The organism is Effusibacillus sp. SKA8, from assembly GCF_058273125.1.
Map to the genome: position 1 here is coordinate 187,495 of NZ_JBZCSF010000001.1, position 25,490 is coordinate 212,984.

Annotated in this window: 31 protein-coding genes; all 31 read left to right on the top strand. The window is 52.9% G+C overall.

The annotated features are described in order from the left end of the window. The first annotated feature begins 69 nt into the window (after positions 1 to 69). The 31 genes from flgG to AC4ED1_RS01100 all read left to right on the top strand — a co-directional run bounded on the left by flgG (position 70) and on the right by AC4ED1_RS01100 (position 25,487). On the top strand, positions 70 to 891 hold the full coding sequence (flgG, locus tag AC4ED1_RS00950) for a flagellar basal body rod protein FlgG (protein ID WP_490935526.1): 822 nt from the start codon (positions 70 to 72) through the stop codon (positions 889 to 891). A gap of 223 nt (positions 892 to 1,114) precedes the next feature. Beyond that, positions 1,115 to 1,327 carry a flagellar FlbD family protein gene (locus AC4ED1_RS00955; RefSeq protein ID WP_490935527.1) on the top strand — a complete coding sequence of 71 codons (213 nt, stop codon included), beginning with the start codon at positions 1,115 to 1,117 and terminating at the stop codon, positions 1,325 to 1,327. 5 nt (positions 1,328 to 1,332) lie between these two features. Further along, positions 1,333 to 1,764 (top strand): flagellar basal body-associated FliL family protein, encoded by a 432-nt coding sequence (locus AC4ED1_RS00960; protein ID WP_490935528.1) that lies wholly within the window; start codon positions 1,333 to 1,335, stop codon positions 1,762 to 1,764. Between the two features lie 52 nt (positions 1,765 to 1,816). After that, positions 1,817 to 2,815: a flagellar motor switch protein FliM gene (gene fliM / locus AC4ED1_RS00965; protein ID WP_490935529.1), complete on the top strand. Its 999-nt coding sequence runs from the start codon at positions 1,817 to 1,819 to the stop codon at positions 2,813 to 2,815. Continuing rightward, entirely contained in the window at positions 2,805 to 4,097 is a 1,293-nt protein-coding gene (fliY, locus tag AC4ED1_RS00970) for a flagellar motor switch phosphatase FliY (RefSeq protein ID WP_490935530.1), read from the top strand. Before fliM ends, fliY begins: the two co-directional genes overlap by 11 nt. 22 nt (positions 4,098 to 4,119) lie before the next feature. After that, a complete protein-coding gene (locus tag AC4ED1_RS00975; protein WP_490935531.1) occupies positions 4,120 to 4,482 on the top strand; it encodes a response regulator in 363 nt (120 codons plus the stop codon). 24 nt (positions 4,483 to 4,506) lie between these two features. Further along, entirely contained in the window at positions 4,507 to 5,070 is a 564-nt protein-coding gene (locus AC4ED1_RS00980) for a flagellar biosynthetic protein FliO (protein WP_490935532.1), read from the top strand. Beyond that, positions 5,067 to 5,819: a flagellar type III secretion system pore protein FliP gene (fliP, locus tag AC4ED1_RS00985; RefSeq protein ID WP_490935533.1), complete on the top strand. Its 753-nt coding sequence runs from the start codon at positions 5,067 to 5,069 to the stop codon at positions 5,817 to 5,819. Before AC4ED1_RS00980 ends, fliP begins: the two co-directional genes overlap by 4 nt. 12 nt (positions 5,820 to 5,831) lie before the next feature. Beyond that, positions 5,832 to 6,101 carry a flagellar biosynthesis protein FliQ gene (gene fliQ / locus AC4ED1_RS00990; RefSeq protein ID WP_490935534.1) on the top strand — a complete coding sequence of 90 codons (270 nt, stop codon included), beginning with the start codon at positions 5,832 to 5,834 and terminating at the stop codon, positions 6,099 to 6,101. 11 nt (positions 6,102 to 6,112) lie between these two features. Further along, complete coding sequence (gene fliR / locus AC4ED1_RS00995; protein ID WP_490935535.1) at positions 6,113 to 6,904, top strand: flagellar biosynthetic protein FliR; 792 nt, start codon at positions 6,113 to 6,115, stop codon at positions 6,902 to 6,904. Then, on the top strand, positions 6,901 to 7,977 hold the full coding sequence (gene flhB, locus AC4ED1_RS01000; protein WP_490935536.1) for a flagellar biosynthesis protein FlhB: 1,077 nt from the start codon (positions 6,901 to 6,903) through the stop codon (positions 7,975 to 7,977). Before fliR ends, flhB begins: the two co-directional genes overlap by 4 nt. 18 nt (positions 7,978 to 7,995) lie before the next feature. Then, entirely contained in the window at positions 7,996 to 10,035 is a 2,040-nt protein-coding gene (gene flhA / locus AC4ED1_RS01005) for a flagellar biosynthesis protein FlhA (RefSeq protein WP_490935537.1), read from the top strand. Further along, positions 10,035 to 11,216, top strand: coding sequence for a flagellar biosynthesis GTPase FlhF (gene flhF, locus AC4ED1_RS01010; RefSeq protein ID WP_490935538.1), 1,182 nt, complete (start codon positions 10,035 to 10,037; stop codon positions 11,214 to 11,216). Before flhA ends, flhF begins: the two co-directional genes overlap by 1 nt. After that, on the top strand, positions 11,209 to 12,078 hold the full coding sequence (locus tag AC4ED1_RS01015) for a MinD/ParA family protein (RefSeq protein WP_490935539.1): 870 nt from the start codon (positions 11,209 to 11,211) through the stop codon (positions 12,076 to 12,078). The genes flhF and AC4ED1_RS01015 overlap by 8 nt, the downstream gene beginning before the upstream one ends. A gap of 20 nt (positions 12,079 to 12,098) precedes the next feature. Continuing rightward, positions 12,099 to 13,178, top strand: coding sequence for a protein-glutamate methylesterase/protein-glutamine glutaminase (locus AC4ED1_RS01020; protein WP_490935540.1), 1,080 nt, complete (start codon positions 12,099 to 12,101; stop codon positions 13,176 to 13,178). Between the two features lie 13 nt (positions 13,179 to 13,191). Further along, positions 13,192 to 15,282 (top strand): chemotaxis protein CheA, encoded by a 2,091-nt coding sequence (locus AC4ED1_RS01025; RefSeq protein ID WP_490935541.1) that lies wholly within the window; start codon positions 13,192 to 13,194, stop codon positions 15,280 to 15,282. Between the two features lie 16 nt (positions 15,283 to 15,298). Continuing rightward, positions 15,299 to 15,790 carry a chemotaxis protein CheW gene (locus tag AC4ED1_RS01030; RefSeq protein WP_490935542.1) on the top strand — a complete coding sequence of 164 codons (492 nt, stop codon included), beginning with the start codon at positions 15,299 to 15,301 and terminating at the stop codon, positions 15,788 to 15,790. After that, the gene (locus tag AC4ED1_RS01035; RefSeq protein WP_490935543.1) at positions 15,787 to 16,407 is read left to right on the top strand and encodes a chemotaxis protein CheC; all 621 of its coding nucleotides are present in this window, start codon (positions 15,787 to 15,789) and stop codon (positions 16,405 to 16,407) included. The genes AC4ED1_RS01030 and AC4ED1_RS01035 overlap by 4 nt, the downstream gene beginning before the upstream one ends. Continuing rightward, the gene (locus AC4ED1_RS01040; protein ID WP_490935544.1) at positions 16,404 to 16,883 is read left to right on the top strand and encodes a chemotaxis protein CheD; all 480 of its coding nucleotides are present in this window, start codon (positions 16,404 to 16,406) and stop codon (positions 16,881 to 16,883) included. Before AC4ED1_RS01035 ends, AC4ED1_RS01040 begins: the two co-directional genes overlap by 4 nt. Next, entirely contained in the window at positions 16,880 to 17,278 is a 399-nt protein-coding gene (locus AC4ED1_RS01045; protein WP_490935545.1) for a hypothetical protein, read from the top strand. The genes AC4ED1_RS01040 and AC4ED1_RS01045 overlap by 4 nt, the downstream gene beginning before the upstream one ends. A gap of 15 nt (positions 17,279 to 17,293) precedes the next feature. Then, complete coding sequence (locus AC4ED1_RS01050; protein WP_490935546.1) at positions 17,294 to 17,998, top strand: FliA/WhiG family RNA polymerase sigma factor; 705 nt, start codon at positions 17,294 to 17,296, stop codon at positions 17,996 to 17,998. Positions 17,999 to 18,019: 21 nt separating this feature from the next. Beyond that, complete coding sequence (locus AC4ED1_RS01055; protein WP_490935547.1) at positions 18,020 to 19,438, top strand: flagellar assembly protein A; 1,419 nt, start codon at positions 18,020 to 18,022, stop codon at positions 19,436 to 19,438. Between the two features lie 46 nt (positions 19,439 to 19,484). Then, complete coding sequence (locus AC4ED1_RS01060; RefSeq protein ID WP_490935548.1) at positions 19,485 to 19,793, top strand: hypothetical protein; 309 nt, start codon at positions 19,485 to 19,487, stop codon at positions 19,791 to 19,793. A gap of 39 nt (positions 19,794 to 19,832) precedes the next feature. Further along, entirely contained in the window at positions 19,833 to 20,288 is a 456-nt protein-coding gene (locus AC4ED1_RS01065) for a hypothetical protein (RefSeq protein ID WP_490935549.1), read from the top strand. Next, entirely contained in the window at positions 20,285 to 20,755 is a 471-nt protein-coding gene (locus tag AC4ED1_RS01070; protein ID WP_490935550.1) for an endolytic transglycosylase MltG, read from the top strand. The genes AC4ED1_RS01065 and AC4ED1_RS01070 overlap by 4 nt, the downstream gene beginning before the upstream one ends. A 214-nt stretch (positions 20,756 to 20,969) precedes the next feature. After that, positions 20,970 to 21,671 (top strand): 30S ribosomal protein S2, encoded by a 702-nt coding sequence (rpsB, locus tag AC4ED1_RS01075; protein WP_490935551.1) that lies wholly within the window; start codon positions 20,970 to 20,972, stop codon positions 21,669 to 21,671. 155 nt (positions 21,672 to 21,826) lie between these two features. After that, positions 21,827 to 22,477: a translation elongation factor Ts gene (tsf, locus tag AC4ED1_RS01080; protein ID WP_490935552.1), complete on the top strand. Its 651-nt coding sequence runs from the start codon at positions 21,827 to 21,829 to the stop codon at positions 22,475 to 22,477. A gap of 97 nt (positions 22,478 to 22,574) precedes the next feature. Next, positions 22,575 to 23,303 carry a UMP kinase gene (pyrH, locus tag AC4ED1_RS01085; protein ID WP_490935553.1) on the top strand — a complete coding sequence of 243 codons (729 nt, stop codon included), beginning with the start codon at positions 22,575 to 22,577 and terminating at the stop codon, positions 23,301 to 23,303. Next, the gene (frr, locus tag AC4ED1_RS01090) at positions 23,300 to 23,857 is read left to right on the top strand and encodes a ribosome recycling factor (protein WP_490935554.1); all 558 of its coding nucleotides are present in this window, start codon (positions 23,300 to 23,302) and stop codon (positions 23,855 to 23,857) included. Before pyrH ends, frr begins: the two co-directional genes overlap by 4 nt. A gap of 57 nt (positions 23,858 to 23,914) precedes the next feature. Beyond that, positions 23,915 to 24,676, top strand: a complete 762-nt coding sequence (uppS, locus tag AC4ED1_RS01095; RefSeq protein ID WP_490935555.1) for an undecaprenyl pyrophosphate synthase — start codon at positions 23,915 to 23,917, stop codon at positions 24,674 to 24,676. 13 nt (positions 24,677 to 24,689) lie between these two features. After that, positions 24,690 to 25,487, top strand: coding sequence for a phosphatidate cytidylyltransferase (locus tag AC4ED1_RS01100; protein WP_490935556.1), 798 nt, complete (start codon positions 24,690 to 24,692; stop codon positions 25,485 to 25,487). Positions 25,488 to 25,490: the final 3 nt, after the last annotated feature.

Here is a 25,490-nt window from a genome sequence, read left to right on the forward strand (position 1 = left end):
CACTTGGTGGAGGTCCACGGGAACGCCGACCGACTGACGCGTTCCACACGACGAGGAGGCGAATGAAGAATGCTTCGTGCCATGTATTCCGGAATTTCCGGTTTGCGCAACTTTCAGACCAAGCTTGACGTAATCGGCAATAACATCGCGAACGTGAATACCTTCGGCTTCAAAGCAGGACGTGTAACTTTTAAAGACATCTTGAGCCAGACGGTGGGCGGTGCGGCTGCGCCCGGAGCACTTGGTGGGATCAATCCGAAACAAATCGGTTTGGGGACGGCTATCTCCTCAATTGACACGGTTCATACGCAAGGAAGCGCCCAGACTACGAATGTACCGACTGATTTAATGATCAACGGAGAAGGTTTTTTTGCTGTAACCGATGGTACAAATCCTTATTATACCCGTGCTGGAAACTTTCTTCTTGACGCAGGCACAGGTGGCCCCCCTGCGCAACGAGCGCTTGTAAATCCCAACGGAATGAAAGTTTTAGGTATATCCGGGAGTCCAATTACAATACCTGAAGACGCTCAGTCATATCAGATCGATGAAAAAGGTATAGTTACTTATATCCCCTCCGGCGGCGGCACCCCTGTAACCGCAGGACAAATTCAGGTTGTTAAGTTTGCGAACCCGGCGGGCTTAGAAAAAAGGGGACAAAATCTTTATGTACCTACTGCTAACTCCGGCGCTGCTCCGGCAGCAGCTAGCAACATCGCCGGAACCGGAGGGCGCGGCAACTTGATCGTCGGAGCGCTTGAAATGTCCAATGTGGATCTTTCGAACGAATTCACCGAAATGATCGTGGCGCAGCGCGGATTCCAGGCCAATACGCGGATTATCACGACATCCGACGAAGTCTTGCAGGAGCTTGTCAACTTGAAGCGATAAAGTAGAGAGCCCCGTTAAGTGACTTGGGACAAAAGTCACTTGCGACTTGGACTTTTGTCACTTGCGGGGCTCCCTTTTCCAAGGCGAGTCAAACCAACGAACGTTTTTCCGGGGCCGGTGTTCCGAAGGGGATCGTACCAGGGTTTAACCATTGCGGTTCAAAAGTTTACTAGGAAGTGAGGAGCGGCCCGGCTGCTTCCTTGCATACCCGAGGTGAGAGAAGATGATACGGTTGACGCGGTTCAGCGGCGCGGAACTAATGCTCAACGCGACGTTGATTGAAGTGGTGGAGGCGACGCCGGATACGGTGATTACCTTGGTCAACAACAAAAAAATCGTTGTCAAAGAACCGGTGGACGAGGTGGTGCGCATGATCACCGAATATTACAAGACCATCGGGTTGATTGGCTTGCAAGTCCGTCAGAATGCGGGGTGATCGTTTTGTTTCAGAATAAGCTGTTCAACTTTGCGCTGATCATCATCATATCCGTTGCGATGTTGGGAGTTGTGGCCCTTGTAGGCTTTCAATATCTCAAGTCTTCGGAAGCGAAACCCAAGGTTCCCTCCGCTCAGGAATTGGCTGCGGCACAGTATGTGGTGGACAAGATCACGACCAATCTCTCCGGTTCCAGCCTGATCCAGATCGGCATCACTTTACAGGCGGATTCGGCCAAGACCGTCGAAGAGTTGGGGCTTCGCAAAGTTCAGGTGAAAGATACGATCAACCAGATTCTCCACTCGACGACGCACATCGATATCCAAAATGACAAAGGGTATCAACAACTCAGTACACGGATCAAAGACGAAATCAACAAGTATTTGCAAAAAGGAAAAGTCACGAACGTCTACATCACGGATATTGTCGTACAGTAATAGCATGATAGAGGGAATACGTTGCAGGAACAAGGCGAGGAGGTGACTGTGAATGGCAGAAGTATTGTCGCAAAGTGAAATCGACGCTCTGCTGGCCGCTCTGTCATCCGGCGAACTGTCAGCGGAGGAGATCCGGAAGGAAGAGACGGAGCGCAAGATCCGCAATTACGATTTTAAGCGGGCCATGCGTTTTTCCAAGGATCAAATCCGCAGTTTGACCCGGATTTTTGAAAATTTTTCTCGCTTATTGACAACATACTTTTCTGCACAGTTACGCTCCTATGTCCAGATCCAGGTGGTTTCCGTGGAACAGTTGCCCTATGAGGAGTTTATCCGTTCGATACCGAGAGTTACGATTTTGAACGTCTTCGGCGTCAATCCTTTGGACGGAAAGTTTGTGATGGAAGTTAACCCGAATATTGCGTATGCGATGCTGGACCGGTTGTTGGGGGGACAAGGAATCGGGCAGGAAGAAGTGCGAACCCTGACAGAGATTGAAACCACGGTCATGACGCGAATGTTTGGGAGAGCGCTCGAATATTTTCGCGAGGCTTGGAAAGGAATTGCCGATCTGGATCCCGAATTGGAAATGTTGGAAGTCAATCCCCAGTTTATGCAACTGGTTTCGCCGAATGAAACGGTTGCGGTTGTTTCCCTGTCTTCCAAGATCGGCGAAACGACCGGGATGATTAACATATGCATGCCGCATGTGGTTTTGGAGCCGATCATGCCGAAATTGTCCGCCCATTATTGGATGAACATGAAAAAACCGCGCGACAATTCGGAAGACCTGAAAGCGCTCCGGCAATCGTTGAACAAAGCGCTGCTGCCGATCACGGCGGTGCTGGGGTCCTCCGAAATCAGCGTTGGCGAATTTCTGCAACTTGCGGTAGGGGACGTAATCAAGCTCGACAATGACATCAACCAGAAAATTGAGATCAGGGTCGGGGAGAACCGGAAATTTCTCGGACAACCCGGCATCAGCCGGGGCAAGATCGCGGTGCAAATAACTCAAGTTCTTGAGGAAGGGGTGATGGAAGGTGACAAGTAACGATTTCCTGTCACAAGAAGAAATCGATGCGCTTTTGCGGCAAAGCGCAAGTGAAAACGAACAAGAACCCAACATAGATGACTATTTGAATGAATTTGAACGCGACGCCCTGGGGGAAATCGGCAACATTTCCTTTGGTACGGCAGCGACCGCTCTCTCGACGTTGCTCAGACACAAGGTCGAGATTACCACCCCCAACGTGCAGATTGTGAAAAGAGAACAGTTGCAGCATGATTTGCCGATCCCGCATGTGGTCATCAAGGTGGATTATACGGACGGTTTCGTCGGATCGAACGTACTGGCCATCCGCATCGAAGACGCGCAGGTGATCGCCGACCTGATGATGGGCGGCGACGGCAAGGTGACACCCGGCGAACTGAACGAATTGCATATGAGCGCCGTGGCGGAAGCGATGAACCAAATGATGGGGTCGGCAGCCACCTCAATGGCCACGATTTTTAACATGATGGTGAATATCACCCCACCCCATGTGGAGGTATTGTCCTTTGACGAGCAGCGCACCGCTGAGCTTTTTCCGACCGACGAAGTGCTGGTCAAGATTTCGTTCCGTTTGCTGGTGGAAAATCTGATCGATTCCAATATTATGCAGCTCGTTCCGATCAGCTTTGCGAAAACGATGCTTGCAAAACTGACCGGCAAGAGCGCCCCGGAGGAAGCCGCTCAGACATCGGCGGCGACAAGTTCGGAACCGGCACCCTCTGCTGCGGAACCGCAAGTGGCCGCTGCCACTTATCAGCAACCGGCAGCCGCAACTCCGCAACAACCGGCTGCGGCAGCGTCACCACAACCGGTTGAAGCGGGGTATCACCAGCCAGCGGCAGCCTACTATCCGCCCGTTTCGCCGCCGGGTATGCATGGAATGGGAATGCCTGGCGGATATCCGCCTGCGGGTGCATATGGCATGCCTCCTGCCGGCCATATGGCGGCACCTGCGGTCAATGTTCAGCCGGTTCAGTTTGCGGCTTTTGACGCGTCTCCGGCTGACACTTCCGTGATCAGCAGCGGAAACTTGAATCTGTTGCTGGATATTCCGTTGCAAGTTACGGTTGAGTTGGGAAGAACGCGCAAGCAGATCAAGGAAATCCTGGAACTTGGCCCCGGCTCGATCATCGAATTGGACAAACTCGCCGGGGAACCGGTTGACATTTTGGTAAACAACAAATTGATCGCAAAAGGCGAAGTTGTGGTCATCGATGAAAACTTCGGGGTTCGCGTTACCGATATTCTCACTCCGGCGGAGCGAATTTCGAAACTTCAATAATTTGGACAGGGGGACTGGAAAAATGGGCAAAAAAATTCTCGTGGTGGACGATGCGGCATTCATGCGGATGATGATCAAGGAGATCCTGACCAAAAACGGCTATGAGGTTATCGGGGAAGCGCAGGACGGAAAAGAGGCGGTTGTCAAGTATAAGGAATTGAACCCTGATCTTGTGACCCTCGACATTACGATGCCCGAGCTGGACGGGATTGGAGCTTTAAAAGAAATTCGCCAGTTCGATCCGAACGCCAAGGTGATCATGTGTTCCGCAATGGGGCAACAGGCGATGGTAATCGACGCCATCCAGGCGGGAGCGAAGGATTTTATCGTGAAACCGTTTCAGGCGGAACGCGTCCTTGAAGCGATCAAAAAGGTAATCGGTTAGGCAGCGTTGAAAGGGGACAGGGCAGTGCGCTTGTTGGCACTTGGTGATAGCGTCGAAGACATGATAAAACGCGGAGGCGGTCAAGGTGGCGGTCCACAACCGGCCACACCCGGAGCGGGCGCTGGCGGCGGGTGGCCGTTGCTGCTTGGAATCGTCGAGCTGATCGTTGCGCTGGGCCTGGTGGCCGCCGTCATTTATTTGTTGATTCGCTTTCTGGCGCAAAAGACCAACGCGGGCCGAGTGCATCCCTTAATGCGTACGATCTCCGTCCACCCGCTCTCAACAAACCGAACGATTCACATGGTGTCGTTTGAGGATCGCGTCTATGTGCTCGGCGTGGGAGAGGACGTCACATTGCTGGACGTGATCACGGACGAAGAATTGGTCGACAAGATCAAAGCCCGGACTCCGGCTCCTGCCGGCCCGGAGCTTCCCGCCTGGTTACCAAAGTGGTTGCCGATCCAAAGAAAAACGGACCTTGGCGAAGAAGTGGAGACTCCCGCGTTCTCTGAAGCTTTGCAGGCGAAACTGCAACAATTGAAAGATCAACGGAAGAAGATTCGGGAATGGGACTCTGATAACCGATGACAAAAAAGACATTGCTCCTCTTGGTAGTGTTTGCGCTATGGATGCATACGGGTACGGGGTTTGCCGAAGGGATCGGGATACCGGGCATCAATGTGGATGTAAAAACTTCGGATAATCCGCAAAGCGTCGCGACAAGCGTGCAGATCATCCTGCTTTTGACGGTACTGTCGCTTGCGCCCGCCATTTTGATTTTGATGACGTGTTTTACGCGGATCATCGTGGTTCTGTCATTTGTCCGCAACGCCCTGTCGATCCAACAAATGCCGCCGAACCAGGTGTTGATCGGATTGGCGCTTTTTATGACTTTGTTTGTGATGACTCCTACCTTGTCGGAAGTCAATCAAAAGGCGCTGCAGCCTTATTTGGCCGGTCAGATCTCGCAGACGCAGGCCTTTGAACAGGCGGCCATCCCGTTTAAACACTTTATGGCAAAACAGACACGCGAAAAGGATCTGCGGCTGTTCCTTGAATACCGCAAGAGCCCTGTCCCGGCGACGGTGGAGGAAATCCCGTTGTCAACCCTGGTGCCGGCCTATGCGATCAGCGAACTGAAAACCGCATTCCAGATCGGCTTTATGATTTTCATTCCGTTTCTGATCATTGACCTGGTGGTGTCCACCACCCTGATGTCGATGGGGATGATGATGCTGCCTCCGATTATGATCTCTCTTCCTTTTAAGATTCTGCTGTTCGTGATGGTCGACGGATGGTACTTGGTAGTGAAATCGTTACTTCAGGGTTATCAGTAGGAGATGTGAGGCATGGGAACCGAGTTTGTGATCCAACTGGGGCAGCAGGCCCTGTTAACCACCCTGAAAATTTCGGCGCCGATTTTAATCCTTGGTTTGGTCGTTGGATTGATCGTCAGCATTTTGCAGGCGACCACGCAGGTGCAGGAGCAATCTTTGTCGTTTATCCCCAAAATCCTGGCTGTCATCGTCGCTCTTGCGGTGTTCGGCCCCTGGATGCTTTCGGTTCTCCTCGATTTCACAAACGGAATCATGGGGAACCTAATGCAATTCGTCAGGTAGCGGAGGTAGCGGTGAGTTTTGCAGCTTTGCTCGTACAGGTCGAGACGTTTTTGCTGATTTTGACCCGTGTCGGCAGCATGTTCCTCGTGGCGCCGGTGTTTGGGATGCGCGGGGTGCCGGCTCATTTTAAAATCGGGCTCGCGTTCTTCGTCAGCCTGATCGCGCTTCCCTCCGTTCCCGCTCTGGAAACAGGGGAGAACCTGTTTGCCAGTCCGATCCTGCTCATAGTAGCCGTTGTCAAAGAGGTGCTGATCGGGCTTGTGATCGGATATATCTGTGTGCTGCTGTTTTCCGCCGCTCAGGTGGCGGGCCAGTTTATCGACATGCAAATCGGGTTTTCGGTCGTAAACGTGATTGATCCGCAGTTCGGGACTCACATTCCGATTCTCGGAAGTTTCAAAAATATTTTGGCCCTGCTGTTGTTTCTGGGCCTTGACGGACATTTCGGCTTGATTACCGCCGTCATTCAAAGTTTCGGGTTTGTCCGGCCCGGCGCGTTTGTGATGACGGAGGGGCTGCTGGAATTTTTTTTCAAAGCGTTCTCCGTGATGTTTTTGATAGCCGTAAAGATCAGCATGCCGGTTGTCGCGGCCTTGTTTCTGACCGATGTCGGGTTTGCGATCATGGCGAGAACCGTTCCCCAAATGAACATTTTCGTCGTGGGCCTGCCGGTCAAATTGCTGCTCGGACTTTTTATGATGATTCTTGTTGTGCCGGTGTTGATCTACTTTTTTCAGGATATGTTTCACCTTCTGTTCAGACAGGTGGATTCGCTTCTGCAGTTGTTGGGAGGCCGGGCATGATCAGATGGAATCTGCAACAGTTCGCCGGAGAGAAAACGGAAAAACCGACGCCCCGCAAACTTCAGGAAGCCCGCAAAAAAGGGCAGATTCCGCGAAGTCCCGAACTGTCTTCCGCGCTGATCCTGTTGGGGTCGGTCCTGGTCATCAAACTGCTGAGCGGGTTTTATATAGACAATTTGTTCACCTATTTGAAAATCAGCTTTACCACCAATCTTTCTTTGCTGTTGACCGAAGGGAATGCAAGCCGGCTGTTTACGGAAGCGCTGCTTGAGACAGCCAAATTGGCTCTGCCGATTGTCGCCGTTGTGTTTGCGGTGGGATTCCTGGCGTCGTACCTGCAAGTCGGCGGTATTTTCACGCTGGAACCGGTTGTTCCGAAACTCGAAAAAATCAATCCGATTGCGGGATTTCAAAGGATCTTTTCGCAGCGAACCTTTGTCGAATTGCTCAAATCGCTGATGAAAGTGACGCTCCTCGGGTATATCGTCTACGACACCATTATCGGGAAAATCAACAACCTGTCCAATCTCACCCGGATGGAAACGCAAGACATACTCGGCGCTGTCGGCGGCATCACGTTCACCGTGATGTGGAAGGCTGCACTTCTCCTGCTTGCGCTGGCGATTTTCGACTTTTTCTACCAGAGGTATGACCATGAACGCAGTTTGCGAATGAGCAAAGAAGAAGTCAAAGAGGAATACAAAACGACCGAAGGGAACCCCACAATCAAAGGGAAAATCAAGGAACGGCAAAGAGCGATGGCGATGCGCCGCATGATGCAGGAAGTGCCGAAGGCGGACGTCGTAATCACCAACCCGACGCACTTTGCGGTGGCGATCCAGTATGACGGGGAGCGGATGGAAGCTCCGATCGTGCTGGCAAAGGGAATCGACGAAGTCGCGCAGAGAATCAAGCAAATCGCCCGTGAAAACGGCGTAGTCCTTGTTGAAAACAAATCCTTGGCGCAAACGTTATACCGGACAGTCGAAATTGGGGAGTCGATCCCGCCGGAATTGTTCCAGGCTGTCGCGGAAGTGCTGGCTTATGTGTACAGATTGAAACGAAAAGTGTAGGCAAGGGGGGAAGAGCGCATGAAGATGTCCGATTTGGCAGTCATTTTCGGAATTCTCGGGATCGTTGTGATGATGGTCATCCCGCTTCCGACATGGCTGCTCGATCTGTTGCTCATCATCAATCTTGCCACCTCCTTGACGATTCTTTTGGTCGCGATGAATACGAAGGAGCCGCTGCAGTTTGCCGTTTTTCCGGCGCTGCTACTGATCACCACTTTGTTCCGGCTGGGACTGAACGTCTCCTCCACCCGTTTGATTCTCAGTAAAGGCGAAGCGGGCAACGTCATTCACACCTTTGGTGATTTTGTCGTTGGCGGCAACGCGGTCGTCGGATTTATCGTGTTTTTGATTCTGGTGATCATTCAATTTATTGTCATTACGAAAGGCGCCGAGCGGGTGGCGGAGGTGGCTGCCCGTTTCACCCTTGATGCGATGCCGGGGAAGCAGATCAGTATCGACGCGGATCTCAACTCCGGGCTTATTACGGAAAAAGAGGCGCGTGAGCGCAGGAAGACGATTGAGCGGGAAGCGGACTTTTACGGGGCGATGGACGGAGCCAGCAAGTTTGTAAAAGGGGACGCCATCGCATCCATCATCATTGTGATCATCAATATCATCGGCGGTTTCATCATTGGGATGACGATGAACAACAAGGGATTAAGCTTTACGCAGGTCATGCAGCAATACACCCTGCTGTCCGTAGGGGACGGCTTGGTTTCCCAGATCCCCGCCCTGTTGATTTCGACAGCGACCGGACTCGTTGTGACGCGGGCGGCATCGGAAAGCAATTTGAGCCAGGACGTGATGAAGCAAATTCTGGCTTATCCGCGCATGCTTTACATCGTTGCCGGGATGATCGTGCTGCTCGGGTTTTTCACTCCGATCGGCCCGCTCCGGACGCTTCCGATTGCTGCGCTTGTGGCGTTCGGCGGATTCCGTATCCAGCAAACGAAGGCGGTTGAAGAAATCAAATTGCAGGAACAGGTAGCTGAAGAAGAACAGGCGGAAGTGCGCAGTCCGGAAAGTGTCATGAATTTGACGCATATCGATCCGATCGAGTTTGAATTCGGCTACGCTTTGATTCCGCTGGCGGATACGAATCAAGGCGGAGACCTGCTGGACCGCGTCATTATGATCCGCCGACAGCTCGCCATGGAACTGGGCATTGTCGTGCCTGTCATCCGGATTCGCGACAACATCCAGCTTCGTCCGAACGAATACGTCATCAAAATCAAGGGCAACGAAGTGGCTAGGGGTGAACTGATGCTTGACCACTATCTGGCGATGAGTCCGGGCATTGACGACCCGAATGTGTTTGGCATCGAAACGAAGGAACCCGCCTTTGGCCTGCCGGCATTGTGGATTGCCGAGGAGATGCGAGAAACGGCCGAAATGGCGGGGTATACCGTGGTCGATCCACCGTCTGTCGTGGCCACCCATTTGACGGAAATTCTGAAACGCCACGCGTACGAACTGTTGGGGCGGCAGGAAACGAAACAGCTTATCGACTCCCTCCGCAACCACTATCCGGCGCTTGTGGAAGAAGTGGTTCCGGCGGTCTTTACCGTTGGCGATATCCAAAAAGTCCTGGCCAATCTGTTGCGGGAAAAAGTCTCTATCCGGGATCTGGTCACGATCCTCGAGACCATGGCGGATGCGGCTCAGTATACCAAAGATTCCGATCTCTTGACCGAATACGTAAGAACCGCCCTGGCGAGACAGATTACCCAGCAGTACCGGACTCCCGGACAGCCGCTGACGGTGATCACCCTGTCACCCGCCGTGGAAAAAGAAATTGTCGACCATATTCAGCATTCGGAACAAGGCTCCTATCTGGTGTTGGATCCGTCGGTTTCCCAAAAAATCTATCAATCTGTCAACGAACAGATTCAACATGTTATGGCAACCGGCCATACCCCGATCATTCTCACGTCACCCAATATCCGCATGCACGTGAGACGGCTGCTGGAGCGGGCGCTGCCCGATGTGCCCATTCTGTCATATAACGAATTGGATCCATCCATAGAGGTTAAAAGCGGAGGGACGGTGAACATCTGATGATTGTCAAACGGTATGTGGTCAAAGACATGCCTGAAGCGCTGGCAAAGATCCGGCAGGATTTGGGTCATGACGCTGTCATACTCAGTTCCAAGAAAATCAAACAGCGCGGTTTCCTTGGCTTGTTCAGCGTCAGCCAACTGGAAGTGGTCGCTGCCGTAAATGACAACGAATCCGCTCCCCGGAAAAAGGCGGCCGAAAAACGTCCGGCGGCACAAACGGCGACCACACAAAGTCCGGTTAAGGCGGTCCGTTCCCACATTCAGCCGCCGGTAAAGGAATCGAACGACGTGTCCTCTTCCGGTTCGGAAACCGAAATTTTAAGAGAAGTTCAGGAACTGCGCGGGATTTTAACAAAAGTTCTCCGGCAAACTCCTGAGGTGTTGCCCGGCTCCATTCAAAAAATCAGATCCGAACTGGTGGCGAACGATGTGGCTCCTGAATTGGCCGAAACTTTAGTCATGAAGATTCTTTATGAAAACGACGAAATTCATTTACTGGAAGAGCAGGAATTTCGACATCTGTTAATAAACTTAATAAGTAAGGAAATTCATGACACCGTTCTGCCGACACCACTGTCTCCCGATTCGAGGATTGTCGCGTTTGTCGGACCGACTGGCGTCGGCAAAACAACAACCATCGCGAAGATTGCGGCCAACGAGTTGCTTAAAAACAAGCGGAAAGTGGGGTTTATCACGACCGATACCTATCGGATCGCGGCCGTGGAGCAGCTCAAAACGTATGCCAACATCTTGCAGCTGCCTGTGGAAGTGGTGTTTTCGACGGAAGAGATTCGACAGGCGATCGAGAAGTTGCAGGACCGGGATTTGATTTTGATTGACACTGCAGGCCGGAATTACGGCGACACCGCGCTTGTGGACCAATTGAACGAATTCCTAAAAGCTTCTCAGCCCGATGAGACGTGTCTCGTGTTGTCGCTTACGACAAAAGCGTCAGATCTGGAACACATTGTGGCGAATTTTGAAGGTGTCGCGATCGACAAGTTCATTTTCACCAAATTGGATGAAACCAACAGTTATGGTGCCATTTACAACCTGACGCATCGTTTCAAAAAACCGCTCGCGTATCTTACGACGGGCCAGAATGTTCCTGATGACATCGAGATCGCCACACCCGATCAGATCGCCAGACTGGTAGTGGGAGAGAAACCCTATGCATGATCAGGCGGAGCGCCTTCGGCAGTTGGTTTCCGGCAGGAATGCAAGGCAATCGGAAACGCGGGTGATCACCGTCACCAGCGGAAAAGGGGGGGTGGGAAAGTCGAATTTTTCTCTAAACTTTGCCCTCGGTCTCAGCCAGTTGGGAAAAAAAGTGGTGGTGCTTGATGCGGACGTCGGATTTGCCAACATTGACGTGCTGATGGGAAAATCTCCCCGATTGACGCTGGCGGATCTGGTTCGGAAAAGGGCGACCATATGGGAAATATTGGAGAATGGACCGTATGGGATTCAGTTTATCGCCGGCGGATCGGGGCTGCAAGACCTCTTGCATCTCCGGCCGGAACAGTTGAATTATTTGATCCACCAAATGGAAGAACTGCAAGGGATTGCCGATTATCTGATCATCGATACGGGGGGCGGGCTGAACGAAGGCACCCTGCGGTTTATCCTTTCGTCCGACGATGTGATCGTGGTAAGCACTCCCGAGCCTACCGCCATTACGGACGCTTACGCTTTGATCAAAGTGGTGACAATACGCGGCGAGAAGGCAAACATCCAGTTGGTGATCAACCGGGCGTCCTCCTTGACGGAAGGGAAACAAGCGGCCGAAAAAATCGCCCTTGCCGCGAAAAAATTTCTGAATTTGGACTTGCAGACGCTCGGCTATGTGCTTGACGACCCCAAGGTGTCAAAAGCGGTCAAAGAGCAGGTTCCGTTTTTGATTCGTTATCCGGAGTCCACGGCTGCTAGATGCATTGAACAACTTGTCAGAAACCAGTTAAAGATCACGACCGGACCTCAAAACAGCGGGAGAGGGATTGCGGCTTTTCTGTCCAAATTGACGCACATTTTTCGCAACTAGTGGATTTTGGGGGGACACCGATGGAACCTATACGGGTGCTGATTGTAGACGATTCTGCGCTCATGCGGCGTGTCATCAGCGACATTTTGCAGACGGATCCGGGAATCAAAGTGGTTGCTACGGCCCGCAACGGCAAGGATGCTTTGGATGTGTTGTCGCAACAGCAAGTGGATGTGGTGACTTTGGATATTGAAATGCCGGTGATGGACGGCTTGGAGACCCTGCCAAAAATCCTTGAACTTTACCGGCTGCCTGTCATCATGCTCAGCAGTTTGACGACATCCGGGGCCAATTATACGATCCGGGCGCTGGAGTTGGGCGCTTTTGATTTCATTCCGAAGCCGTCCGGAAGCATTTCGCTGGATTTGGCCAAAGTCACCGATGAATTGGTTTTAAAGGTGAAAGCGGCCGGCAAACGGAAAAAAGAACTGCTTGCAAATCCGAAAATTCCCACCTTGACGAAGGTGACAAGCGTTTCGCAAGCGCCGAGACAGGACCCATCCCCCCGTATCTCCGGAACCGGAAAGTTAAAAGAAATCATTGCCATCGGCACTTCCACCGGCGGCCCCCGGGCTTTGCAAACCGTGTTGACCGGTTTGCCGGCCGATTTGAAGGCGGCGGTTGTGATCGTTCAACATATGCCGCCGGGGTTCACCAAGTCGCTGGCCAACCGGCTGGACCAGATGTGTGCGCTCCGCGTACACGAGGCGGAACAAGGCCAAGAACTCGAACCGGGTCATGTCTACATTGCGCCGGGAAACTATCATATGGAAGTCGCGATGTCAGGAAACCGTTATGTGGTGAAGCTTGATCAAACCCCTCCGGTCGGCGGGCATCGTCCGGCGGTCAACAATTTGTTCCGTTCCGTTGCGGCGTTGCAAGGCGTGGCGGTGCAAGCGGTGATTTTAACCGGAATGGGCAACGACGGGGCGGAAGGATTGAAATTGATCAAGCAAGCCGGCGGGAAAACGATCGCTGAAGCAAAAGAAACCTGTGTGGTATACGGGATGCCGAAGGCGGCGGCGGAAACCGGATGCGTGGACGCGGTGGTGCCGCTCTATGATGTCGCCCGGCAAATCCTGAGTTTTGCAAAGAAGTAGGAGGTGATTCCAAATGGACATGAATCAGTATATGGAAATGTTCATTGAAGAATCGAAAGAACACCTGCAAGCGATCAATGACAACTTGCTTGCGCTTGAACAATCCCCGACAGATCTTGAGATCGTCAATCTGATTTTCCGTTCCGCCCATACGCTGAAAGGGATGGCGGCAACCATGGGCTTTGAAAGAATGGCCCATTTGACCCACGAGATGGAAAACGGGTTGGATTTGATGCGCAACGACAAACTCCCGGTCACCGACGAAGTGATGGATGTTTTGTTCCGCTGTGTCGACATTTTGGAATCCCAACTGGCGGCCATTATCGAAAGCGGAACGGATACATCGGTTGAGATCGAAGAAATCATCAAGAATCTCACGGCCGTGATCGAAGGGAAACCGGCCGCCGCATCCGCTTCGGTTACCGAAGGCGGCAGCGCCGCTCCAAGCGCAATGTCGTTTAATCAGTATGAACACACGGTACTGAGGGAATCTCTGGCGAACGGCAAATTTGTTTACTCCGTTCGCGTCGTCCTCGACCCATCCTGTGTCCTTCGCGCCGCACGTTCTTACATGGTATTCAATGCATATGAAAACTTGGGGGAGATTATTAAGTCGGTTCCCAGCGTGGAAGACATCGAAGAGGAAAAGTTCGATTATGAATTCGAGGTGGTTTTGGTCACCGACGCCGATGAGGAAACCGTTAAGCAGGCAGCTCTTCAAATATCGGAAGTCGCTCTGGTTGAGGTAAAGAAGATCACTGCCGACATGCTGGTGGCTCAGCAGGTGGAACAAGAAGCGGCTCTTGCGGAGGCTGCCGCAACCGCAACAGCGCCGCCGACGGCTGCAACTCCGCCTGCCGCGGGGGTGAACGGGAAAGCGCCGGTCGCATCCAACGGGAAAGCGCCGGCGGCCAACAACAAGGGGCAAGTGGACGCCAAGAAGCTCTCCGCTGGCAAGTCAGTCCGTGTGGATATTGAACGGCTTGACGTGTTGATGAACCTGTTCAGCGAACTCGTCATCGACAAGACGCGCCTGGAACAGATTGCGCGCGAAATCAACAATCCCGAACTGATCGAAACGGTCGAGCATATGTCAAGGGTCAGCACCGATCTGCAATCCATTGTGATGACGATCCGGATGGTGCCGGTGGAAACCGTATTTAACCGGTTCCCGCGAATGGTTCGCGATTTGGCGAAAGAGCTGAACAAAAAGGTCGATTTTGAAATTCTGGGAGCCGAGACCGAACTCGATCGCACGGTGATCGACGAAATCGGCGATCCGCTTGTCCACATGCTGCGCAACGCTTTGGACCACGGCCTGGAAACGCCGGAAGAACGGATTCAAGCGGGTAAAAGTGAAGTCGGAAAGCTGCAGTTGATCGCCTATCATTCCGGCAACCACGTATTCATCGAAATCTCGGAAGACGGACGCGGCATCAACCGCCAGAAGATTTTGCAAAAGGCGATCGAGCGGGGGCTGGTTGACGCGGCGCGCGCCGAGAGCCTGACCAATGAGCAAGTGTTTGATTTTCTGTTCCGGTCCGGCTTCAGCACGGCGGAGCAAATCTCCGACGTATCGGGCCGCGGCGTCGGGCTTGACGTGGTGAAAAGCAAAATCGAGTCTCTCGGCGGCCGGGTGATTGTCAATTCCGTACTGGGCGAAGGCACCAAGTTTATCATTCAACTGCCGCTGACCCTGTCCATCATCCAGGCGATGCTCGTCCAAATCTGCGAGGAAAAATATGCGATCCCGCTTACTTCCATCATTGAAACGGCCAATTTGAAGCGTTCGGAGATCAAGAGCGTGCACGGACAGTCGGTGATGGACTTCCGCGGGCGTGTTGTTCCGCTCGTCTATCTGGAAGAGATGTTTTCCATCCCGCGTCTGGAGCCGAAGCTGAGCGACGAGGAAAACGTTGTGATCGTCCGCAAGGGGGACAAACTCGCCGCATTGGTTGTCGACTCTTTTATCGGACAACAGGAAGTGGTGCTGAAGTCTTTGGGCAAGTATCTTTCCGGCGGCATCTTCGGAATCTCCGGTTCCACAATTCTTGGCGACGGGCAGGTTGCGCTGATTCTCGATTGCAATGCATTGATCCCTTAAAAGGAGGCTTCTTGCGATGTTTGACAAACAAGAAACGGAAAAAAGCGTGCAGGAAAACAAGTATATCGTATTTCGGCTTATGGAAGAAGAATACGGCGTCGAGGTCAACCAGGTGCGGTCGATCGAGCGTATGCAGCGCATCACCAGAGTGCCGAGAACGCCCGGGTTTGTCAAAGGGGTTATCAATCTTCGCGGTGTTGTCACGCCAATCATTGATTTGAAAAAGCGCTTTGGCCTTGGAGAGGAAAACTATACCGATACGACCCGGATCATCATTGTGGCGGTGGGAGACATGGAAGTCGGCCTGATTGTCGATTCGGCCAATGATGTGATCGACATTCGAACGGATGCCATCGAACCGCCACCCGAAGTTGTGGGAGGCATCCGCGCGGCGTATCTTGAGGGGGTCGCGAAGCTGGACGACCGGCTTTTGATCCTGCTGAACCTTGACAAAGTCCTCAACGCGGAAGAACTGCAGCAACTCAACGAGATGGAGACCCGGAAATGAACGATCCGTTGTTAAGATTGAATGATTTTCAACTCAGTGCGCTGCGGGAGGTCGGCAATATCGGTGCGGGTCACGCAGCCACGGCCCTTTCGGTGATGATGGGGAAAGAGATCGACATGAACGTCCCCCGCGTCCATGTCGTGCCGTTGCAGAAAATCGACGAGGTAATCGGAGGGGCCGAACAGCTTGTCGTGGGCGTGTTTCTCCGGGTGGAAGGCGACATCCCGGGTAGCATGTTCCTGATGCTGACAGTGGAGAGCGCCAAAATGTTGTTGAACATTTTAACCGGTTATGATCCGGGGCAAGACGGGTTTTCCGAAATGGACCTGTCGGCGCTGATGGAAATCGGCAACATCTTGGGCGGTTCCTATCTCTCGGCGTTCTCCGATTTTACAAAGGCGAACATCCACGCTTCCGTGCCCGCAATCGCCATCGACATGGCGGGTGCGATGTTGAATATCGCCGTCATGCACGTCGGCATGTACAGCGATATGGCGCTTGTGGTGGATACCGAGTTCTGGCAGGGAGACAAGAATGTGGACAGCCACTTTTTCTTTCTTCCCGATCCGGGTTCAGTGGAAACGATATTTCGAGCGTTGGGGGTGGATTACGCTTGAATATCGTGAAAGTCGGAATGGCCGATCTCAATGTTGCCTGTGACCCGGATATTCTTCGTACGGTCGGACTTGGCTCCTGCGTCGGCGTCGCGATTATCGACATGACGGTGAAAGTTGCGGGACTTGCGCACGTGATGCTCCCGGCTGCCGGAAAACCGGGTGTAGAGAATCCTGCCAAATACGCCGACACGGCGATTCCGCTGCTTGTCAGACAGATGCAGGAGAGAGGCGCAAGCGTAAGCCGGATGATTGCAAAAATTGCCGGTGGCGCCCAGATGTTTGCGAATTTGAGCCAGAATGACCTGATGCGTGTTGGCCCGCGCAATGTCGATGCGGTGAAAGAAGCGCTGCAGCTGTTGCGGATTCCGATCCGGGCGGAAGATACGGGCGGTAATGCCGGAAGAACAATCGATTTTTCCGCTGCGGACGGAACGTTGACGATTCGGACGGTTTCGCAAGGAGTTAAAGTCATATGAAGAAAGAACGACACTTTTTTTTCAACCGGTTTTTGTGGGTGGCCGGAGCATGCGGCTTTGCGGTTGCGTTCCTTGCGAGTTGGGCGGGCGGAAACCTGCTTGTTACCAGTTTCAAACGCGGACTCATAGGGTTTATCCTCATTTTTCTCTTATCTTTGATCACGCAGTCTCTGTTTCCCGTTGGCGATACTTTCGCTCCATCCATTCAGCCACAGGAAGATCCGGAGCAGAATGCTGTGGCGGGAACCCGCTTTGACGTGTCGCTGCCGGCGGAACACTTTGATGCGCCGCCTTCTCCCGACGATTTTCGCCCCTGGGTAATCGGGAAGCGGGATGACCTTGGAGAAGAGCGGATCGAGAAAGTGGTGCAGGCAGTGCGAGCCATGAAGGAGTAACGGAGGTGGGCGCAGATGAACGAGATGATCGAAAAGTACTTGCCTCTCGTTCACCAAGTCGTCGGTCGCATTGCGAAAGGGTTGCCTGCTCACCTTTCCCGGGAAGATTTGATCAGTATGGGCACCATCGGCTTGATCGGCGCCATCGAGCGGTTTGAACCGGAAAAAGGGGTCAAGTTTGAGACGTTTGCCACTTGGCGAATCCGTGGGGCGGTTCTCGATGGACTCCGTGAAATGGACTGGATGCCGCGACAAGTGCGGCAGTGGGCGAAAGAAATCGAGCGCTCCTACGCGGCGGTGGAATCGCAAAAGTCGGATTCTGCCTCGGACGAAGAAGTGGCGGCTTATATGGGGATCAGTCCGGAAGAATTTCGCAAAAGGATCGCGCAAATTTCGATGGGTGCTGTCATTTCTTTGGAGGAAACGTTTCATGCGGCCGGTGAGGACCAGACCGTTTACGAGATCGTTCCGGATCCGACGGCGGAAGACCCGAGTTCTCGCGTTACCCGCGAAGAGTTGAAGTCGCTCCTGGAACAGACGATCAACCGGTTGCCCGAGAAGGAAAAATTGGTCGTGGCGTTGTATTATTATGAAGAGTTATCCATAAAAGAAATTGCCGAAATTATGGAAGTTACCCCATCGCGGGTTTCCCAGTTGCACACCAAGGCGATTTACAGGCTGCGTGGCGCGCTCAGTCGGAGGAAACAGGATTTTATGTAAAAGGGATGGGGGAGGACCGCCATGGAAACGGTTTCGGAAAAGAACTGGTGGAGTCAAAACGCCAAAGTCATCCTGGAGGAAGGAGGCCTTTACGGAAGCCTTCTGCTGGAATCTGCTCCGCCTGAAGAAGTTACCCTTACGCTGGACGGACTGTTGGATTATCTCCGCAGCACCGGCATCCAGTTTGGAATTGATACGGTTCTCTGCCAGCAGATCGTTATGAGTCCTGCCTCCTATCTGAAAGAACGGGTGCGAGTCGCGAGAGGTAGGGAACCCGTTGCGGGCGAGGATGCGCGGATCGAGATATACGTTGAACAAGATGGGGTTCGCAAACCGAAAGTCTTGGAAAACGGGCGCGTCGATTATTTTGACATGGGATCGGTGAATTTGGTCAAGAAAGGCCAGGTATTGGCTACGCGTGTCCCCCCGACCGACGGTCAGGACGGCCTCGGAGTCAACGGGCACACAATCCCTGCCAAACGGGGGCGCGACCATCGTCTGCCGCAAGGCCGCAACACGTCCGTCGCCGCAGACGGTTGCAGCCTTATTGCAGAAACGGACGGACATGTCACCTATTCGCCGCGGGATAACAAAATTCATGTGTTTGACGAATACGTTGTGCAAAAAGATGTGGATTTCTCGGTTGGCAATATCGAATTCAGCGGTTCCGTCCGCATTATGGGCAACGTTCAGCCCGGGTTCAAAATCAAAGCCGAGGGGGATGTCGAGATTCACGGGTATATGGATGCCGCGCTGATCGAAGCCGGTGGCAACGTGACGATACGCGGCGGTGTCCAGGGGCGGAACAAGGGCCGGATCCGGGCTGGCGGAAATCTGAAAACGCTGTTTATCCAAAGCGCGATTGTCGATGTCGGCGGTAATTGCATGGTGGGAGAAAGCATCATGCACAGCCAGGTGAGCGCCGGTGCCAAAGTGATCATGGACGGGCGCAAAGCGGTGATCGTAGGCGGCATCGTAAGAGCCGGGGAAGAAGTGGTCACCCGCGTGCTGGGCTCACCGATGGCGACCCCGACCGAAGTGGAAGTCGGCGTTCACCCGCACCTGCGGGCGGAACTGGCGTCCATCCATGAATCTTTGAAAGAACTATCCAAGCAGATTGACAAAACGCAAAAAGCGATCGCGTTGCTTGAGAATATGGGGGGCATCGGCGGCAATCTTCCGGATGACAAGAAGGCGCTTTTGCAAAAATTGCGGTTGACCCTTGAACATTACCGGGTGGAAGAGGAAGATCTGCTGATGCGCCGATCGGAGATTGAAGTCGCGCTGCAAGACATCAAGAGCGCCCGCGTGAACGTGTTTGAAACGGTTCATCCCGGCGTAAAGGTGACAATCAGCAACTATGTGTACTATGTACGGGATGCCATTTCGCGGGTTTCATTCGTGATCAATGATGCCGAGGTGCGGACGATCCCTTTGTAGGCTTCAGTTTGGTGATGTCCAACATTTTGCTGACGGGGTGAGCGGGATGACAAGCCGCAATATCGAGCTTCAAATCGCTTTGCCAAAAGTCACGGAAGCGGCTAAGATCCAGCAGCAACTGCAGCAACATCATTTGAACCAGCAAATGAGCTTCGGACTGGCAGCGCAAAAGCAAGCGGAGAGGGATTTAAGAAGGCCGAACAGCCCTGATGAAAGCAAGGCTGTTTCCGAGCGAAAAGAACATTCCCGTTCGCCGCGAAAAAACCGGCAGCGGAAACAGGGGGCCAAGGAGCAGCATGCGCAATCGCAATCGCCCCATCCATTCAAAGGCAAGCATGTTGACATACGGGGATGAACATATCATCACGGCTCTGATCAAAAGGAGAGATTTGGTTTGGACATCAAGATGTTTTGGTTCGTGTCCCTGTTTGGAATCGGGGTTGTGCTTTACGCGGCTCTAAAAGGAAAACCGGAACCGGCAACTGCCCTTCCCGACAAAGAACTGGAGGCAAGCTTGGAAGAATTTATGGACGAATTAGAGAAGGAAAATCAATACCTTCTGCAGACGATTGAACAGTTGAAAAACCAGTTGCGGCAAGAAATCGCCGCAAACAGGGAACGGATCGGCGAATTGGAAGAAAAAGTCGGGCAGTTGCTGCAAAAGAGCGAAAACCGGGAGTGCCAGGAATCGGAAGCAACCCCGGCGATTGTGTTCAACGAGCACTACAGCCGTGTCGTCACGATGGCGAAAGAGGGGCGCTCACCGGAACAAATCTCGAAAGCTACCGGTATCGGCATGGGAGAGATTCAAATGGTTCTCAATCTGGCGAAACAGGGGAACACCGCATGATCCAAAATCGCAACTTTCTGTACGGATTTGGCACAGGGTTGTTGGTGGCCTCCTGTTTATTCGGAATTTCCGATTTGACAAATCCCAAACCGGAACCGACATCACAGGCCATGCCTCCCGCTCCGCAAGTTGCCGCGCCCGCTCCCACCAATCGGATGCCTTCACCTGAATCTCCAACGAATTTGGCGCCTTCGCCCCAAAGCAATCAGCAACTGTCTTCGGCCCAACCACAAAACAATGACGCCGGCACCTCACTGGGCAAAGTGACAGTTGAAATCAAAGAAGGCATGGTTGCTTCCCAGATTGCGGAAATGCTGGTGAAAAACGGCGTGATCACGGATGCCGACGCGTTTTTGAACGCAGCCCAAGGGAAAGTCAATCAAATCCGAAGCGGAACTTACGAGTTGCCGGCAAAAGGGGAGTATGAGCAGATTTTGCGGATCATTACCTCCGGAAAGCCGCAGTGACGATCGGTTGTGTTTCAGTTGCGGCCAGCTTGCTGCGGCTTGATTTTTTCTGCGGTTTTTCTTGCGCGGCGTTTGTCCGCTGTGGTATAGTATCACTTGGTGTTAATACACACGTTGCAGGGACTGCGAGAAAGGTGCAACGCCGACTCTGTGCGTTGTTTTCCGCGGGATGAAGGCAGCGGAGGAAATCAACCATCGAAAGGAGGTAGAGGATATGGCGATCATCTCCATGAAACAGCTGTTGGAGGCGGGTGTTCACTTCGGTCACCAGACACGCCGTTGGAACCCCAAGATGGCTCGCTACATCTTCACCGAACGCAACGGAATCTACATCATTGACCTGCAGAAAACGGTTAAGAAAGTCGAGGAAGCGTACAATTTCGTTCGCGACCTTGCCGCTGAAGGCAAGACCGTGCTGTTTGTCGGAACCAAGAAACAAGCTCAGGATTCCGTCAAAGAGGAAGCGGAACGTTCCGGCATGTTCTATGTCAACCAGCGCTGGTTGGGCGGCACGCTGACCAACTTTGGCACCATTCGCAAGCGGATTGAGCGTCTGCATGAGCTGGAACGCATGCAGGAAGACGGCACGTTTGACGTTCTTCCCAAAAAAGAAGTGATTCAGCTCAAGAAAGAAATGGAACGCCTTGAAAAGTTCCTCGGCGGCATTAAAGGCATGACGAGTTTGCCTGGCGCACTCTTTATCATCGATCCGCGCAAAGAGCGTATCGCCGTTGCGGAAGCCCGCAAATTGGGAATCCCGATCGTCGGAATCGTCGACACTAACTGTGATCCGGATGAAATCGATTATGTGATTCCGGGCAACGACGATGCGATTCGCGCGGTGAAGCTGTTGACCGCGAAAATTGCGGATGCGATCATCGAAGGTACTCAAGGCAACGACGAACAAACTGCGTAAAAAAGGTTCATGAGGGGTGCGGTAGGGTTGGACGACCCTCGCACCCTTTTTTCACGTTTCGCGCATTCATTGGCGCCAAGATCCCGGAACTGCGGATTTTTTAATGGCGCCGCCGATAAATGGAAATGACTGTACATGAAGGAGGGCTCTGAACGATGAGTATTTCTGCTAGTGATGTAAAAGCGCTTCGCGAAAGAACCGGTGCGGGTATGATGGATTGCAAAAAAGCTCTTGCCGATGCCAACGGCGACATGGAGAAAGCCATTGAGTTGCTGCGCGAGAGAGGTCTTGCCGCAGCGGCGAAAAAAGCCGGCCGGATCGCTGCGGAAGGTATCGTTGAATCCTATATACATATGGGCGGTAAGATCGGCGTATTGGTGGAAGTGAACTGCGAAACCGACTTTGTGGCGAAAACGGATGAATTCCGTTCCTTCGTAAAAGACGTCGCGATGCACATTGCGGCTGCGAAACCTTTATACGTCCGGCGTGAAGAGGTTCCGACCGACGTTGTCGAAAAGGAAAAAGAGATCCTGCGGGCCCAGACCCTCAACGAAGGAAAACCGGCCAACATCGTCGACAAGATTGTGGAGGGCCGAATCGGCAAATTCTTCAAGGACGTTTGCCTGCTGGAGCAAGAGTTTGTGAAAAATCCGGATCAGACCATCCAGGAACTCGTGAATGAAAAAATCGCCAAAATCGGCGAAAACATTTCGATCCGCCGCTTCGTTCGGTTTGAGATGGGAGAAGGGCTTGAAAAGAAGCAGGACAACTTTGTGGAAGAAGTTATGGCGCAAGCAAAAATCTGACATCGCCTCTTGGGAACACAAAAGTGTTCCCTTTTTTCCAGCTTGGTGCAGGAGTGGCTTGTTTTTTGTAGAACTTTAATGAAGTGGAGGATGGAAGATGCCTCAACCGAAATACAAACGAGTGGTGCTGAAGTTAAGCGGTGAAGCGCTGGCAGGTTCGGCCGGATACGGGATTGACGCCGCGGTGATCAATTCCACCGCTTCCCAGATCAAAGAAATCGTCGAGTTCGGAACCGAAGTTGCGATTATCGTCGGAGGCGGCAACATTTGGCGCGGTGTAGCCGGCAGCGCGCAGGGCATGGACCGGGCAACGGCCGATTATATGGGGATGCTGGCAACGGTGATCAACGCTCTGGCTTTGCAGGACGCGCTGGAAAAGGTTGGCGTTCAGACCCGCGTCCAAACGTCGATCGAAATGCGCCAAGTAGCCGAACCGTATATCCGCAGACGCGCGATTCGCCATCTGGAAAAAAAGCGTGTGGTGATTTTTGCCGCCGGTACCGGAAATCCGTATTTTTCGACTGACACCACCGCCGCTCTCCGCGCCGCCGAGATCGAGGCCGAAGTGATCCTGATGGCGAAAAACAAGGTGGACGGGGTGTATGATGCAGATCCGCGAACGAATCCCGATGCGGTCAAGTATCAGGAACTGTCTTACTTAGAGGTGTTGAACAAGGGGCTTGGCGTAATGGATTCCACCGCCATTTCGCTATGCATGGACAATCATATGACGATCATCGTGTTTAATATCTCGGAAGAAGGCAACATCAAACGGGCCATTCTGGGGGAACAAATTGGAACTGTCGTACGGGGGGGACAAAAATGACAAACGATTTGCTGAAAAAGACGGAGGAACGCATGGACAAAGCGATCGGCAATCTGAAGAAGGAGTTTGCCACAATTCGCGCCGGACGGGCGAACCCGGCCATCCTCGACAAAGTGCAGGTGGAATATTACGGTTCCGCCATGCCCATCAACCAGTTGGGAAGCATCAGTGCTCCCGATCCGCGGCTGCTTGTCATCACTCCTTGGGATAAGGGGGCGTTGGCGGAGATCGAAAAAGCGATTCTGAAAGCGGATTTGGGATTGACACCGACAAATGACGGGTCTGTAATCCGAATCGCCATTCCGGCTCTCACGGAAGAAAGAAGGCAAGAATTGGCGAAAGTGGCGCGGAAGATGGCGGAGGAAGCGCGGGTGGCGGTTCGCAACATCCGCCGGGACATCAACGAGGAGATCAAAAAGCTTGAGAAAGCGGGCGAAATCTCGGAGGACGAAAGCCGCCGGGCACAGGAAAAAGTTCAAAACGTGACAGACCGATATATCGGAGAAATCGACAAAGCCCTGTCAACCAAGGAACAGGAGATTATGGAAGTGTAATCTCGATCAACCCCCTTCCCCAAGGGGGGTTAGTTCTATTCCGGGGGACTGACGACGATGAACCTCAAAGATTTGATTCAGCGCAAAAAAACAAGCGGGCTGCAGGAACTCTCCGCGGAAGGGATTCCCTACCACGTCGCGGTAATCATGGACGGCAACGGGCGGTGGGCCAGAAAACGGGGCCTGCCGCGGGTGGCGGGTCACCGGGCCGGCATGAAAAGCGTCAAAGAGATCACGCAGGCAGCCAATGAGATCGGGGTGCAAATTTTAACGCTTTACGCGTTCTCGACGGAGAATTGGAAGCGGCCTGAACAGGAAGTCGATTTCCTGATGCGGCTTCCGCAGGAATTTCTTTTATCGGAATTGCAAAGTCTGATCCAGAATAATGTCCGGATTCAAATTCTCGGCGATGTCTTGGCCCTGCCCGCCCATACGCAGGAATCGGTCAACGAAGCGGTGGAAAAAACGGCGGCCAATACCGGGATGTTGTTGAATATCGCATTGAATTACGGAAGCCGCGCCGAAATCATCGAAGCGATCAAAGCGATTGCGGAAGATGTGCGCAAAGGCACTCTTTTCGTTGAGGAGATTCACGAAGAAACCGTCAATTCCCGCCTGTTGACCAAAGGGATCCCCGATCCGGATCTGCTGATCCGGACGAGCGGCGAATTGCGGCTGAGCAATTTTTTGCTTTGGCAGTGCGCTTATACGGAACTCTGGTTCACCGATATTTTTTGGCCCGATTTTACACGGGAACACTTTTTTGAAGCGATTCGCGCCTACCAAAAACGCGGCCGACGATTTGGCGGACTGAAATAGGAGTGAGCCGGGGATGTTGTTGCAGAGAGTTCTGACTGGCATCATTGGCGGTGCCGCTTTTTTGACGGTTGTCGTTTTGGGGGGGAGTTGGTTTGCCGGTTTGATCTCCCTGCTGGGATTGATCGGATTTGCCGAACTGCTCCGCATGAAGGGATACGGTTATTTTGAAATCCCTTCGCTGGCCGGGTTTGTTCTGACGGAAACGTGGCTTTTGCACGGGATGGAGTGGCTGCAATCCCAGCCCGCCATGCTGCTGTGGATCGTCTACGGGTTTTTGTTTATGAGCGTTGTCATGAAAAACCGCTATACCTTCCGGGATATGTCCCATATCCTTGTCGGCACCCTTTACATCGGATTGTCCCTGCACTATGCCGTGAGATTGCGAGACCTGCCGGACGGGCTTTTGTTGTTCCTGTTTGTCCTGTTCACGATTTGGGCCACCGACAGCGGCGCCTATTTTGTCGGACGCGCATTGAAAGGTCCGAAAATCTGGCCGGCGATCTCTCCGAATAAAACTGTTTCCGGCACGGTTGGCGGACTTGCGGCAGCCGCTTTGATCGGAACCGTTTTCTTTTTTGCTTCGAAAGGAGCGGCGCCGGTCGGACAGTGGATTGCCGTTGCGCTGGCGGTTTCGGTTGCGGGTCAAATCGGGGACTTTGTCGAATCGGGGATCAAAAGATCCATGGACGTGAAAGATTCCGGTTCGCTTTTGCCCGGGCACGGAGGAGTGCTCGACCGGTTTGACAGCTTGCTATTTGCGGCGCCTATCGCGTATCATCTTCTTGTACTTGTTCTGAAAGTGCAGGTTTGAGGT